The following is a 14,584-nucleotide window of genomic DNA, read 5'->3' as shown; positions in this document are numbered from 1 at the left end:
GTACCTAACTTTATTATAGAAGAATCCCCATTTGCTAAGACGGTAGCAAATGGGGATTCTGTTGTTTATAGGGCAAAGAAGAGGTGTACCCAGTAGAATAAGAGGAATAGTGTGACGACTGTTGTGAGCGGGATAACGATAAGGGATACACTTAAATAGTCTTTCCATTTTACTTTAATTTTGTTTTGTTTCAGAATATACATCCAAATGAGTGAAGCTAGCGTACCAATTGGTAGTAATAGTGAACCGATGTCACTACCAATGATGTTTGCGAGATAGATTGTTTTTAATGTGACTGGATCTAGTCCCATTTCTGTTAATGTGATCGTACCAATCATAAGGGCAGGATGGTTATTGAAGACGTTAGAGAGGATGGATACAAGTCCGCCCATCGCAAAGCTAGCATAGAGTAGATGCTGATTCACAACTGGCTCGAGCCATTGTACAAGTGCAGCTGTTAATCCTGCGTTGTGGAGTCCGTAAATAATGACGTACATAGAGAAGGCGAAAATTAAAATGTGCCACGGTGTCTTTTTCAAAATGTCGACAGGATTTGTTCGTAAGTAGTACCATCTCCAAATGAGAAGAACGAGTGAACCGAGTACCGCAACGATTTCAATTGGTATGGATAAGAAGGATGCAACGAATAGAAGACAGCGCATAAGGAAGACAAAACCTAATACTTTTAACATGAATCTTGTCCGTTTTTGTTTCGTATCAACAGAATTATTTCCTTTTAGTGGATGGAAGTTTTTCGTGAAAAAAATTTCTTCAATATCATATGAAGAAACAGGTAATTTTTTCGGAAGTTTTTTCTTCAAAACTGTATACATGAGCCATGACATAAATAATAAGCCTAATGTTGCAGGTACAAACATCATAGCAGTATGCATATAAAGAGTCATATTAACGATATTTAATGCAATTAAGTTTACGATATTACTTACACCAATTGGTGCACTAGACGCAGTAGCGATTAAAGCGCCACTTAATAAATAAGGAATTTGTTGATGTGGTTTTAATTGAAGGTTTTTTAGAAGAAGAATTAAAATTGGAGTTGTAATTAAAATACTGCCGTCGTTATTAAATAAAAGAGTCATAAGAAAACATAGTAATTGAATATACCAATATAAACGGTGACCGGACCCTTTTGCTAAATTTGCTAGTTTCGCTGCGGACCAATGGAAGAAGCCGAAGCTTTCTAATATAACTGCCATAACAATAGTCGCTAATATTGTTATGGAGGCTCCTCCTATTTTACTAACAATATCTATGACGTCTGGTTTTGACACAAGTCCAGTAATTAGGATAATGCCAGCACCGATTGCTGCTGGCCACGCCTCATTTAAACCTCGAGGCCGCCAAAAGATAACAATCATTGTTAAGAAGAATACAATAATAGTAATCCATATTTCAATGCTCATATTTTGCCTACCTTTCTATTTTCCCTTAAACAGATGTAGCTTGTCTCAAGTTTATATTGGTAGTATATTCAGCAAAAAATAAGAAGAACTAGACGTATAACGAGATGAAGCGAATATGTGTTTTTCATGCTAAAGGACAAGTGTCACTAGTAGTGAAATAACTATTGTGATAGGAGTCTATAAATCGATTGGGTAGTAAGGTAGGAAATGAGATTTATATCGGAAATTTTTAAAATATATCGACTTAACGACAAAATATAATAAGAGGAGTCTATCCCAAAATACCTTTTGGAACAGACTCCAAGGCTATATTATTTTTCCTTCAAAAAAGTACGATCCTTCAAGAATAAATTCCAGAAGAAAATAAATCCTGGTAATAAAATTGCAATCCCAATTGCGTATAGAATGAGCAGTGCATAGAACGTTTCTTTCGTTGTAAAGCTTGTAAATACAGTTACGTCAGGATAAATAATATACGGTAAATGCGCGACCCCGTAAGCATAGCTTGCAAATGCATATTGAGCGACGACAGCTAAAACAGCAATGCGAGGGAATCCTAGTGTGTTATACTTCTTGTTTGTCCACCAAAGGGACGAGTATCCGATAACGAATAGAACAATAGAAACTGTAAACCATGGGAATTGCTTTATTAATCCTTGCATAAGCCAATGTGTTTCTGGATCCATTACAACGAGAGCGATAATCGCCGTAACAAGTGTTGCAGGGCCAAGTATGATGGCATTCCTTCTATAAAGTTTGTATGCATCTTCTGAACCTTGCTCTCTCGCAAAATCAGCAAGAAAGAGAGAGGAGAGAAATAGTTCAGACGTTAGTCCGAAGAGCATATAACAATAGATAACCGGGCTAGAAAGAAGTTTTCCATACAGGAGTACTTCTCTTCCTTCAGACATTGTAATATACGCTCCCTCTGTAACGGGTAAAACGGTAATTAATAGTGCTGGAATTAAGAGACCAGTAATACCTGAAATAACCCGAAGAAGGTACTGATATTTTGGCAAGGAGTAAGCAAATACCATAAATGTACTACGTACTGCAACGAGTACTAAAATTAACATAACTGGTACGAACATAACGGTTGCAAGAGTAAAGGCCGCTTTCGGAAAGAAGCCGAGAAATGCGACAACGACGAAAACGAGAAACGTATTTGTTACTTCCCAAGTTGGTGATAAGTACCGATTGGCAAGTTTGGCAGCGAGCGTTGGATGTTTTGCGTATACCATGCCCCAAAAACCAGCTCCAAAATCGATGGACCCTAATATACTGTATACGAAAATAAGGGCCCATAAGATGATGATTGCAATACTTTCCTCATGCACGAGAATCGCCTCCTTGGTGTTGTAAATCATTCTTTAATGGATGTCTTCTAAAGAATGTCCGTAGAACAAAGACTGTTAAAATAGCGAGTCCAATATATAAAATGATGAATAAAACAAATAAAGGACCGACGAAATCAGCGCGAGTAGAAGCATCGACTGTACGTTGCATACCATAAATTGTCCATGGCTGACGACCGCTACAACTGAAAATCCATCCGAATTCAATACCGAGCATCATAATTGGTCCGCATGCGGCAGCCCCCCAAAGTAGCCACTTCGGTAGTTCTGTCCCCTTTTTTCGGTAAACGAAGTACCAATATAAGAGAGCAATTGCTGCAACTGCAAAGGTAAACGCAGCAGTGCCGACCATTAAGTTGAACAGTGTATGTGTATAAAATGGTGGCCATGTTTCTTGTGGGAATTCATTTAGACCTTTTACGACAGTGCTAGGGTCTAGTCCCACTAATAAGCTAAGCATGTTTGGAATTTCAAGTGCATAGTTTAGTTCAAGCGTATTAGGATCCACAATCCCGCCAATGGATAGCGGTGCGTGTGATGTCGTTTCAAATAAAGCTTCAGCAGATGCAAGTTTTTCAGGTGAGTGTTTATGTAGGGCGATTGCCGATTCGTGCCCTGAAAGCCACATCGTAGCGCCTGTAATAAATGTCACGACAAGCCCTAATAGTAGCCCCTTTTTATGATAAGCAATTTCACGTGTACTTAAATTTTTCTTCAATAATTTAAATCCAGCGATAGAAGCAATGACAGCCGCACCAGTTGCATAAGCCGTAATAACGACATGGAATGCACTTGTGCCAAAACTCGGATTAAAGAAAGCTTTCCAAGGATCAACGTTAAAAACAGATCCATCTGGATTCATTGAAAATCCTGCTGGTGTATTCATCCATGTATTTGCTGATGTAATAAGAACGGCGGATGCCGTGGCACCAAGCATGACGAAAAATAGCGAGATTAATCTCATAAATGGAGGAAGTTTATCGGCTGCATATACGTAAATCGACATGAATAAAGCCTCCAAAAAGAAGGCAAAAATCTCAATTTGGAAGGGAACAGAAATAACTTGCCCAACAATTTTGGCAAAACCAGGCCAAAGAAGTGAGATTTGCACACCGACAATTGTTCCAGTTGGAATTGCTACACCGAGAAGAATAGCAAACGCCTTTGTCCATCTTTTCGCCATAATGGCATAGTCGGAGTCTTTCTTCCAGTGATAGAGTATTTCGCTTATAAAAATCATCAATGAAAGTCCAACGCCAAGTGTTGCAAAGATAATGTGGAATGCTAATGAAGAACCAAAAAATGCTCTTGCTAATGTTACCGTATCCATATGTAAACTCCTCTTCTTTTTTGCCATTATTTTCTGATTGAATTGGAAGATTTATTCAAAAAAACTACCAAAAATATATATGTATTTAAAAAGTGAATATGATAATATAATGTTGTAATATTTTGAATAGAAAGAAATAAGTAGTTGCTTATATTTTGTTTGTTTTTTGCGCAGGAATCTTTTATAATCTTTTATGCGAACATAAGTTCTGTTTTTCGAAAAAGAAGTTTATGTGAAATGGAGAGGGTGTTTTATGTATCCTGAAGTCATTAAAAAGATGGCATTTTCAAAAGAGCATAGAGATTTATTATTGAAGCTATATAATAAAGAAATTACACGTCGTGAATATGATCGACTTGTACAATCGCTATATAAACCTTCTAAAGAGGTTTGTGGGGGATAGAAATGGGGGAGACAATCTAATAGATTGTCTTTTTTAAATTTATGTATGTTCTGATAAAATTAAGGTTAGCCTTACTAGGGAGGTGAAAAGATTGCGGAAACGTTTATATATAGGGATTGGAGTTATCTTCTTAATCGCTTTAGGTGGAATTGTATTTTGGTCAGCTTTACAAGGAAACCGTACAGAAAATTTTATTTTAAGACATATGGTGAATGAAAATGGAACGCTTGCCACGTATCGTTTAGTAGATACTAAGGCAGGTACGGGTGAAGCAAAGGGACGTGAAGCTTTATCAGAATCGGCGGGATTATGGTTACAATATACACTTGATAAAGATGACCAGGCGTTATTTGATGAGCAAGTAAAGGTTATTCAAGATAATTTCGTATATAAGAATCATATCGTTTTATGGAAACTCTCTGAAAAGGGAGAGAGGCAGTCAGCTACAAATGCACTTATAGATGATCTTCGTATTATAGAACAATTATATCGTGCTTATGAAATGTATAAGGAAGAGCGTTATAAAAACCTTGCCGATCAATTAAGTGATGCTGTACTTCGTTATAATAAAAAAGATAATTATTATGTTGATTATTATGACGCAGATGCAGGGAAACAAAATAATTTTGTAACAACATCATACATAAATCCGCGTGCATTCTCTTATATGAAGAAGTACGGTAAAGTTTCTGCTCAGCAATATCAGGAAATCGTTCAATTTTTAGCGGATTATCCAAGGCATGGCTGGGCATTCCCAAAAGAATATAAAGAAGATGGTACATTTACGTACGATAAAGAAGTGAATCTTATTGACCAATCATACGTTGCATATCATCGAAGTTTAGGTGGTCTTTCATCAGCTGCTTATTTGGAATTTATAAAGAAGAGATTCCAGGAGGATGGAAAGCTATACGGTCGTTACAATTTAGAAACGGGAAAACAAACTGTGAATTATGAATCGCCAGCCGCGTATGGACTAACGATTTTGTACGTACTACAAACAGGTGATACAAAGTTTGCGAAGGAATTGTATGATCATATGTCCACATTCCGAAATGACAACGTATTTAGTAGATATTATGGTGGATATGTAACAGGTGAAAATAATAATACGCATATTTTTGATAATGTACTACCACTTTTAGCTGAAATGGAATTAAAAAAGAGTGAACAATAAAAGGTGCCACCATATGAGGGTGGCACCTTTTATTGGTTGATATAATTTTGCGTCCTAATATTAGAGAAGTAGTCAATCACGAATTCACGGAATTGCTGAGCTGTTTTTGATAAGTATCGTTTTTTTGACCAACTTAATCCGATGGTTCGCTTACAAGCGGGTTCAATAATACGCAACTTGTTTGCTGCTAAAGTAGAGTTTTTTAATAAAGTTAAATTTGGAACAAAAGCGATGCCGAGACCTTGCTTAATGAGGTCGCTAATCACTGTCGGTTCATCGACTTCAAAAGCAATATGCGGAGTGAAACCAGCTTCTTTACAAAATTCATCCGTTAAGTGCCGAAATCCATAGCCAGTATTCATACTAATAAACGGTTCGTCTTTTACTTCATGCAGGTGGATACTTTCGCGGTTTGATAACCGATGGCCTGAAGGAACGACTAAGAAAATTTCTTCTGTAATAAGTGGTTCCCAAACAATTTCTTCTCCTTCAACTGGTACAGAGGAAAGACAAAAGTCAATTTCCATATTTTCCAGTTGTCGTTTCATAGAAGGAGTAGACGCAAGAAATTGCTGGAATCGAACATTAGGATGTTCTCGTAAAAAAGAACCTAGTAGTTCTGGTAATATTCTTGGAATAGAAACGGCCATTGTAATAGAGCCTTGTTGTAATTCGGCTAAATCTTTAATTTCTCGTTCCCCTTCACTTAATTCATGAAAAATACGTTCTACCCGTTTTAAAAATACTTTTCCGAAAGAATTTAAAGTAATCTGTCGGCCTTGGCGATCAAATAAAGGGACGCCTAAATCCTTTTCGAGTCTAGCGATTGTTTTGCTGAGTGAAGGTTGCGCGATATGCAATTCTTCAGCTGCCTTTGTCATATGTTCTAGTCGTGCAACTGTCTGAAAGTATTTTAACTGGAGCAGTTCCATTTCGAATCTCCTTTCTATAGACCAAAAGGAATGAATTGATAATTAAAGATGTATTATACAGTATGGAAAGTGACGTGTATAGTAAATCTGTTAAACCATTGTAATGGTTTGAAATTAGGAGAAGGAGTATGTTTCATGAAAGGAATTCAACTTATATTTAAAGATTGGAAAGCGATGTGGCACCATAAACATGGACGTATCGCTTTAATTTTTTTATTAATCGTTCCGTTAATTTATTCAGGATTCTTCTTGGCTGGATATTGGGATCCGTACGGAAAATTAGATAAATTACCTGTTGCAGTTGTGAATTTAGATAAGGGTGCTGTGATGGATGAAAAAACAATTCATGCAGGAGACGATTTTGTTAAAAATTTAAAAGAGAATAAGGAATTGGCTTTTCATTTCGTATCAGAAAAAAATGCTGATGAAGGGTTAAAAGAAGATAAATATTATATGGTTGTTACGATTCCAGAGAATTTCTCTAAAAAGGTAAGTACACTTATGGATGAGAAACCAGAGCCAGCAAAGTTACAGTACAAAGTAAATCCAGGTAAAAACTTTGTAGCAGCTCAAATTGGAACGACAGCTGTTGAAAATATGAAAACAAAAATCTCAAATAGTATTACGAAATCTTATACAGAAGGTGTCTTTTCAAAGTTTCAAGATTTGGCACAAGGATTGAGTGATGCAAGTAATGGTGCTGAGAAGTTACATGAAGGAACGACCGATGCAAAAAATGGAGCGAATCAGCTTGCGGATGGTATTGATCGTTTAAGTAATGGGACATCGAAATTGAAAGAAGGAAGTGAAAAGCTTGCATCCAGTCAATCTGCTTTAACCGGGGGAGCAAATGAGCTGAGTCAAGGAGCGACATCACTTCATAGTGGTATGGAATTACTAGCACAAGGTGAAAAAACGTTACAATCAGGAATTAGTGAATTAAGTGCTGGTACAAATGAATGGGTGAATGGAAATGAAAAACTTGCTGAAGGGCAAGCGAAAGCGGACAATGCGGCAAATAGTGTAAAACAACAATTAGAAGAGTACGTGAAAAATCATCCAGAAGTGCAGCAAGATCCCGCTTTTCAAAAAATTGTTGCTACGTCTAATGGACTAGCTAAAGCAACAAGTACTTTAAATAATAGCCAACAACAATTGACACAAGGTGCGAAGAAGCTTACTGACGGTCAACATAAGATTGAAGAAGGCATAAATACATTCGGAGTTAAGTTAAATGAAGCTACTGCTGGAACGCAAAAGATAGCAGATGGTGCTTCGAATTTGGCTGATGGATTTACGAAGTGGGGAAATGGATTTACATCCCTGCAAGAAGGTGTAAACCAGCTTGCGAGTGGTGGAACGGAGCTGAATAACGGTGCTGGTAAATTAACAAATGGACTTGTTAAACTGGATGATGGTGCGAAAGAACTTTCTACGAAATTGGGAGAGGGCGCAGAGAAGATAGCGGATGTTCGTAATGATGATGCACGTAATACGATGTTCTCAGAGCCAGTTCAGTTAGTGAAGTCAACAGTTTCTGACGTTCCTAACTACGGTTCAGGCATTGCGCCATATTTCTTATCACTTGCATTTTATGTTGGCGGAATTATGGCATCGAATATTTTACCTCTTGGCCGCAGACAAAATATGAAGGTAAGCGGAACGGTACATTTTATTAATAAACTAGGATTGGTATATTTAATTGGATTTATTCAAGCGCTACTCGTAGATGTAGTTGTGCTAGGTGTTATGAAATTAGCAGTTGCCAGTGTGCCACTCTTTGTTTTATCAAGTATTGTTATTTCCTTTACGTTCATGACATTTATTCTTATGTTAGTAACAGTATTTGGTCTTGTTGGAAAGTTCTTAGCGGTAACCCTTCTTGTCCTGCAATTAGCGACGAGCGGAGGTACTTTCCCAGGAGAATTAAACATAGCTGTTCTTAGCAAAATTGGACAGTTTCTCCCAATGTCTCATTCTCTTAGAGGATTACAAGATGTTATCTCTTTAGGAGATTGGTCGCAATTACAAATGCAAATTTTAATATTGTTATGTTATCTCGTTGTTGCCGGTGGAATTGCTTGGATTACGAGCCATATACAGCATAGAGAAACGAATGTAGAACAAGTTTCTTAAAATGAAAGAAGCTATCCGATTTTTTCGGATAGCTTCTTTTTTATTTACGTTCCATTACTGCAAAGTAATTATTTTCATTATCAGCAAAGTTGAATGCTCTACCAGTAGGTAAATCTACAACCTGTCCAACTGTGACATTTTTCTCAGAAAGATCTTTATATAGACGGTCTAAGTCATTTGAGAAGAACATAAGGGAAGGCGTATTAAGGTTTAGTTCAGGTTGCATCTTCGCGATTAACGCTTTATCGTGAAGGACGATGCTTGTTCCTGCTTCTTTCGCCGGTGCAATTTCAATCCAGCGGAATCCGTTTCCGTTATTTTCTTCCGCAATGATTTGGAACCCTACTTTTTCTGTCCAAAATTGTACTGTTTCGTCTTGGTTATTTACATATAGCATAATTTGTCCAACTTGATTAATCATAGGTGTCTCTCGCTTTCTTTTTATATGCGTATCATTATATCAAATATATGGCTTGAATAGTTTTTTATGATTTTTTCGGAATACAACCTTCGTCCATTTCATCTTTGTTGTAGGAGAAGGCCCTGTAATCCAAGTATGAAATGGTATTGTGCTACAAATGACCATTGTTGAAATAGAGATAATAGCCGTTAACACAAATAGTAATAGGCTATATAATATAGTATTTTCTTGCAGTGTGAATAAAGAAAGAAACTTTGTGCATAGTTGCAAGAAGAATAAGTGAGCTAAATAAGCACCATACGTGTAATTTCCAATGAAACGTAACGTTTTATATAAGAAACCACGACGCTGTACTATCATAATAGATAACACATACAGTATGATAATTTCGCATACGATATATAAAAACATAGATGGTTTTAAATAGGTAGAAACAGTTAAATGAATAGAGTTTGCTCCGTGAAAACTAAACAACTCATAATTGATGAATAAAAATAAGATGAAAAATAATATTGTTATAAGCGGGATATGTTTCATGACGAATAGACGCCAAGTTTTTAGTGCTACAGCGGCAATGCCACCCATAACGAAATAGAATGAGTAGAATAGAAATGATCGATCTGTATAATGTAAAATTGTTGAACTTGTTAATTTTTCTCCATTAAAAATATAGTGAGAAGAGAACCACATTAATAGAAAATATAGGCACGCGAAAAAGGTCATATATTTATATATGTCTTTTTTATTTTCTGTTCGTTTTTGAAACCAATAAAAAAGTGTGCATAGTAAAGGGAACAATAAGTGAATTTGGAACATCATAATAACGTACCAAAGATGGGGCGCGGCTGTTCCGAGTAATAAACTTTTTATTCCACTTTGTAATGTAATAAGATCGTTTGTTGTTAATAGGTAAAGAATAGACCAAAAGAAATAAGGAATGAGTAAGTGTGTCGCTTTTTCAGAAATATATTCTTTATATACTAATTGCTTCGTATAGTGCCGAATTAAGTGAAATCCAACGATAAATATGAATGCTGGTGCTGAGAATTTTGCAAGGTTGAATAGCATGCCCATAATGAGAGATTGCTCAAGTAAGACATTTCCTTGATTCATTGTATATAATAAGGAACTTTGCAAAACAACAGCGAGAAATGCAATGCTTTGCAAAACTTTAAATTCTGGTGCGCTTTGAGTCATTATTTCCATCTCCTTTTCCATACATGATTATAGTACGGAGAATGGATAATGGATGTGGAATATTTGTGAAGATTGTAACAAATTTGTGGCGAGAGGAGATATCAACTTATCAACAAATAACGACAAAAAGAGGATGCTCTAAACGAGCATCCTCTTTCTATCTATTAAGCAAATTTGTTTTTGATCCAATTCTTACCTTCTACAAGGCGAGCTGTCATTACCGCACAAGCGTTATCTGCTGTTACGTTTAACATCGTTGCAGGTGGATCAATGATTGTACTAATTGCTGCAATAATTGGCAATGCTTCTGGCGGGAAACCGTATAGAGATACGATTAACATTTCACCAATCATACCACCGCCTGGAATAGCACCCATTACTGTTCCTACTAATAAAGAAACAACAAGTGCGATTGCTAATGTTTTCGGTCCTTCGAATTCCATGTTGAAAATACCGAATAAGAAAGCAATTTTTAATACGCCGCCTAAAACAGATCCATCTTTATGAAGTGTAGATCCAAGAAGGACAACTGTTTCACGAACGTCTGAAGAAATACCCATTTTCTTCGTTGCTTCTAAGTTCGCTGGAATACTTGCGGCACTACTACAAGTTGCAAGTGATGTAACTGTAGGAGAGACCATGTTCTTCCAAAATACTTGTACACCTTGTTTGCGACCTGCAAGGTATGCATAGAACGTGAAGAATACAAAGAAGTAGATAAGAGAAGCTGGATAGTATACCATTGCTGCTCGGAAGTAAGTTCCAAGAAGTTGTGGTCCGAATTCACCAACTAATGCTGCGAAGTAAGCAGCAAGTCCGATTGGAGCATAGTACATAATGAAAGATACAACTTTCATTGAAATTTCTGCACCAGCTTGTAGGAATGTAGCGAATGGCTTTCCTTTTTCGCCAACTGCTGAAGTTGCAATCCCCATTAAGATAGAGAAGAAAATAAGAGCTAACATATTTTCACGAGATAGTAACTTCGAGAAGTCAGATACTGTTAAAATACCGACGATTTGATCTGCAACACTAACAGCTTTGCCGGCTTTGTCAGGTTGTGTTAGTTCTAGTACAACACCTTGTGCTGGCGGGAATACTTTCACGACAATAATCATAAAAATAGCAGCTAAAATACTTGTAAATAAGAAAGTCCCAGCCATACTAGACATAATTTTACCGAAACGTTTTAATCCATCCATATTAGCAATAGACGATGCGATGCTAAAGAACACTAGAGGTACAACAATCGTAAACATTAAGTTTAAGAAAATATCACCAAGCGGCTTTAAAGCAACTGCATCGGCACCCATGAAATAACCAATGAAACCACCAATTAGGATAGAAGATAATAAAATAAGTGGAAAGCGATATGCCTTCATAAATATATCCTCCTATCAATTAAAAAATCATACTGAATCATTATAGCGAGTTAGAGTCCTCTTTACTAGGAGAATACGGATAAATGGAATAGCGTGAAAACCAAGAAATTTTTGTTTTTAAGCTCGGCATACAGCAGGAAATCTAGACATATATATTTGTAACCTAGTGGTGGCAGGGGATGCACCATAACTTAGGTTTAGAAAAAGGGGGAGGGAAGCGGAATGAATATTTTGCTTTGCTGTGCAGCGGGAATGTCTTCCAGTTTGATTGTTACAAAGATGGAGAAAGCAGCAGAGGCAAGAGGGATAGAAGTGAAAATCTGGGCAGTATCAGGTTCTGAAGTGAATAGTCATATTGATAAAGCTGATGTCCTTTTACTTGGACCGCAAGTACGTTATTTATTACCGAAAATGAAAGAATTATGTAAGGAGAAAGGGGTACCTGTTGATGTTATTCAATCCGTCCATTACGGACTTTGTAATGGAGAAGCTATCTTGCAAGCAGCTTTGTCAATGAAACCATGAGGAGAGTGGGATAGATGATACGGTTTTTAGAGAAGTATGTGATGCCGGTGGCAGGGAAGGTTGCAGAGCAGAGGCATTTACAAGCAATTCGAGATGGAATTATTTTAACGATGCCTTTCTTAATTATTGGATCGTTTTTCCTCATTATTAGTGCACTGCCGATACCGGGATATAACGAGTTTATGGCAGGTTTGTTTGGTGAGAATTGGCAGAGAGCTTTAGGGTATCCAGTTAGTGCAACTTTTAATATAATGGCTTTAATAGCTGTTTTTGGAATCGCTTACAGGCTTGGAGAGTATTATAAAGTGGATGCTTTAGCATCCGGGGCATTGTCGCTTGTGACGTTTTTACTTGCGACTCCATTTCAAGTTGCATATATTATACCAAGTACAAAAGAGAGTGTACTTGTAGAAGGCGTTATCCCAGCTGCATTAATGGGAAGCCAAGGGTTATTTGTAGCAATGATTATTGCACTTATATCTACTGAACTTTATCGGTTTATTGTACAAAAAAAGATAATTATAAAGATGCCAGAGACAGTTCCACCAGCTGTCACGCGTTCATTTGCGGCACTTGTTCCAGGTTTTATTGTTGTAACAGTTATTTGGATTTTACGCTTAATTATAGAAAATACTTCTTTTGGCAGTATCCATAATATTGTAGGACAAATTTTACAGGAACCACTTAGTGTACTTGGTGCTAGTCTTTGGGGCGCAATAATAGCAGTTATTCTCGTTCATGTTCTTTGGTCTTGTGGAATTCATGGTGCTACTATTGTTGGTGGTGTAATGAGCCCTGTTTGGTTGTCGTTAATGGATCAAAATCGAGTTGCTTTTCAAGCTGGGCAAGATGTACCAAATACCATTACGGCACAGTTTTTTGACTTATGGATTTATATGGGCGGTTCTGGTGCAACGCTGGCTCTAGTTGTCGGAATGTTACTATTTGCACGAAGTCAACAATTAAAAAGTTTAGGGAGATTGTCAATCGCGCCTGGTATATTTAATATTAATGAGATGGTAACTTTTGGTATGCCAATTGTAATGAACCCAATTTTATTAATTCCATTTATATTGGTTCCAGTTGTGTTAACAATTGTTTCTTACTTTGCAATGGAATGGGGATGGGTCGCACGTCCGAGTGGGGCGGCTGTACCTTGGACGACACCTATTCTTTTCAGTGGATATTTAGGATCGGGTGGGAAAATTTCAGGTGTTGTTTTACAACTCGTCAACTTTGCGCTTGCATTCTTCATTTATTTACCGTTCTTAAAAATATGGGATAAACAAAAAGTAGCAGAAGAAAAGGGGGAGTAAAGAAGTAAAATGGATACGATAGAGACGAAAGCTTTTCATTTAATTTTGCATGGAGGAAACGCGAGAAGTTGTTCAATGGAAGCAATTGATTGTGCGAAGCGTGGGGAGTTTACAGAAGCAGAAGCTAAATTACAAGAAGCGCTAGAGGAATTAAAAGAGGCGCACCGTGTACAAACGGAGCTTATCCAGAAAGAGGCTGGTGGCGAAAAGACCGAAGTTACTCTTTTAATGGTACACGCGCAAGATCATTTAATGAATGCAATTACAGTGAAAGAATTAGCGAGTGAGTTTGTAGAGTTATATAGGAAGATGTCGGTGGATGAATGAACCTTGCTTATGCAAGGTTTTTTTATCCCGCATTAACGGGCAGTAAAACTCCCACCTCAAAATGTGGCTGGAGCAAGGAAGTTAGGAGGGAGCTTAACTGTCCGTAAAGGCCCGATTGGTTCAACTAATAATTAGTGGGAGATGAACAAAACCCCCACTAATTAAAGTTTCACTTTATGTATATGCCTGTACCATCAGTGGAATGTTTATCCCACTGATGGTATTTACAAACCTCCTTTTTCCGGATGAGTAAGAGTTATAATTAATCGGCAGTAACAATTTCTCCTATACCACGAATTAATCTTTTTATATGCATCCGCTCCGGTTTTAATATATTTACGATATAATCAATCGCAATTTGTGGTTCAACGGTTGTACCGCAAGTATAACAGTCAATAGCTGCAAAATTTTGTTCCGGGTAAGTGTGAATGGAAAGATGGCTTTCTGATAATAACACTAATACAGTAACACCATATGGCTGGAATTCTTTTTTACTTACGTTTAAAACATGGGCACCAGAGCAATCTGCAGCTGTAACTAAATGATATTCTAAAAAGTGCGTATCATCTAGTAGAGAAAAATCTACTCCCCATAAATCTACTATTATATGCTTGCCAAAAGTAGAATATTCCATAGGCAACACTCCTTACTATAATATC

The 14,584-nt window shown here is 37.1% G+C and carries 14 protein-coding genes; 6 read left to right on the top strand and 8 right to left on the bottom strand.

What is annotated here, in order from left to right; translation table 11 throughout:
* Positions 1–65 precede the first annotated feature (65 nt).
* The 3 genes from ACO6VI_RS06755 to cydA form a co-directional block, all read right to left on the bottom strand.
* A complete protein-coding gene (locus ACO6VI_RS06755; RefSeq protein WP_000021125.1) occupies positions 66–1,424 on the bottom strand; it encodes an arsenic transporter in 1,359 nt (452 codons plus the stop codon).
* 311 nt (positions 1,425–1,735) lie between these two features.
* Entirely contained in the window at positions 1,736–2,761 is a 1,026-nt protein-coding gene (locus ACO6VI_RS06750) for a cytochrome d ubiquinol oxidase subunit II (RefSeq protein ID WP_000544189.1), read from the bottom strand.
* The gene (cydA, locus tag ACO6VI_RS06745) at positions 2,754–4,109 is read right to left on the bottom strand and encodes a cytochrome ubiquinol oxidase subunit I (protein WP_000381974.1); all 1,356 of its coding nucleotides are present in this window, start codon (positions 4,107–4,109) and stop codon (positions 2,754–2,756) included. The genes ACO6VI_RS06750 and cydA overlap by 8 nt, the downstream gene beginning before the upstream one ends.
* 253 nt (positions 4,110–4,362) lie before the next feature.
* Here cydA and ACO6VI_RS06740 point away from each other — a divergent pair, with 253 nt between their 5' ends.
* Both ACO6VI_RS06740 and ACO6VI_RS06735 read left to right on the top strand, forming a co-directional pair.
* Positions 4,363–4,512, top strand: coding sequence for a hypothetical protein (locus ACO6VI_RS06740; protein ID WP_000283180.1), 150 nt, complete (start codon positions 4,363–4,365; stop codon positions 4,510–4,512).
* 91 nt (positions 4,513–4,603) lie between these two features.
* The gene (locus ACO6VI_RS06735) at positions 4,604–5,689 is read left to right on the top strand and encodes a transcriptional regulator (protein ID WP_140157117.1); all 1,086 of its coding nucleotides are present in this window, start codon (positions 4,604–4,606) and stop codon (positions 5,687–5,689) included.
* A gap of 29 nt (positions 5,690–5,718) precedes the next feature.
* Here ACO6VI_RS06735 and ACO6VI_RS06730 read toward each other — a convergent pair whose 3' ends face one another.
* Entirely contained in the window at positions 5,719–6,621 is a 903-nt protein-coding gene (locus tag ACO6VI_RS06730) for a LysR family transcriptional regulator (protein ID WP_000421919.1), read from the bottom strand.
* 135 nt (positions 6,622–6,756) lie between these two features.
* Here ACO6VI_RS06730 and ACO6VI_RS06725 point away from each other — a divergent pair, with 135 nt between their 5' ends.
* Positions 6,757–8,757 carry a YhgE/Pip domain-containing protein gene (locus ACO6VI_RS06725; protein WP_063549073.1) on the top strand — a complete coding sequence of 667 codons (2,001 nt, stop codon included), beginning with the start codon at positions 6,757–6,759 and terminating at the stop codon, positions 8,755–8,757.
* Between the two features lie 40 nt (positions 8,758–8,797).
* Here the strand turns inward: ACO6VI_RS06725 and ACO6VI_RS06720 are convergent, their stop codons facing one another.
* The 3 genes from ACO6VI_RS06720 to ACO6VI_RS06710 form a co-directional block, all read right to left on the bottom strand.
* A complete protein-coding gene (locus ACO6VI_RS06720) occupies positions 8,798–9,178 on the bottom strand; it encodes a VOC family protein (RefSeq protein WP_000610162.1) in 381 nt (126 codons plus the stop codon).
* 39 nt (positions 9,179–9,217) lie between these two features.
* A complete protein-coding gene (locus tag ACO6VI_RS06715; protein ID WP_000194339.1) occupies positions 9,218–10,375 on the bottom strand; it encodes an acyltransferase in 1,158 nt (385 codons plus the stop codon).
* A gap of 164 nt (positions 10,376–10,539) precedes the next feature.
* Entirely contained in the window at positions 10,540–11,757 is a 1,218-nt protein-coding gene (locus tag ACO6VI_RS06710) for a dicarboxylate/amino acid:cation symporter (protein WP_000649376.1), read from the bottom strand.
* 222 nt (positions 11,758–11,979) lie between these two features.
* On the opposite strand from ACO6VI_RS06710, the gene ACO6VI_RS06705 reads away from it, so the two are divergent.
* From ACO6VI_RS06705 to ACO6VI_RS06695, 3 genes are read left to right on the top strand one after another with little or no spacing between them, the layout of a single operon-like run.
* Positions 11,980–12,282 (top strand): PTS sugar transporter subunit IIB, encoded by a 303-nt coding sequence (locus ACO6VI_RS06705; RefSeq protein WP_001023546.1) that lies wholly within the window; start codon positions 11,980–11,982, stop codon positions 12,280–12,282.
* Positions 12,283–12,296: 14 nt separating this feature from the next.
* Complete coding sequence (gene celB, locus ACO6VI_RS06700) at positions 12,297–13,598, top strand: PTS cellobiose transporter subunit IIC (RefSeq protein WP_063549069.1); 1,302 nt, start codon at positions 12,297–12,299, stop codon at positions 13,596–13,598.
* A gap of 9 nt (positions 13,599–13,607) precedes the next feature.
* On the top strand, positions 13,608–13,925 hold the full coding sequence (locus ACO6VI_RS06695) for a PTS lactose/cellobiose transporter subunit IIA (RefSeq protein ID WP_000379645.1): 318 nt from the start codon (positions 13,608–13,610) through the stop codon (positions 13,923–13,925).
* A 262-nt stretch (positions 13,926–14,187) separates the two neighbouring features.
* Here the strand turns inward: ACO6VI_RS06695 and speD are convergent, their stop codons facing one another.
* Positions 14,188–14,559: an adenosylmethionine decarboxylase gene (gene speD, locus ACO6VI_RS06690; protein WP_000456838.1), complete on the bottom strand. Its 372-nt coding sequence runs from the start codon at positions 14,557–14,559 to the stop codon at positions 14,188–14,190.
* Between the last annotated feature and the right edge of the window lie 25 nt (positions 14,560–14,584).

This window comes from Bacillus sp. PSXD-155, assembly GCF_049310765.1.
GTDB classification, from domain to species: domain Bacteria; phylum Bacillota; class Bacilli; order Bacillales; family Bacillaceae_G; genus Bacillus_A; species Bacillus_A cereus.
Note: the sequence above shows the minus strand (reverse complement) of the source record. Positions and strands in the feature narration are given on the sequence as shown.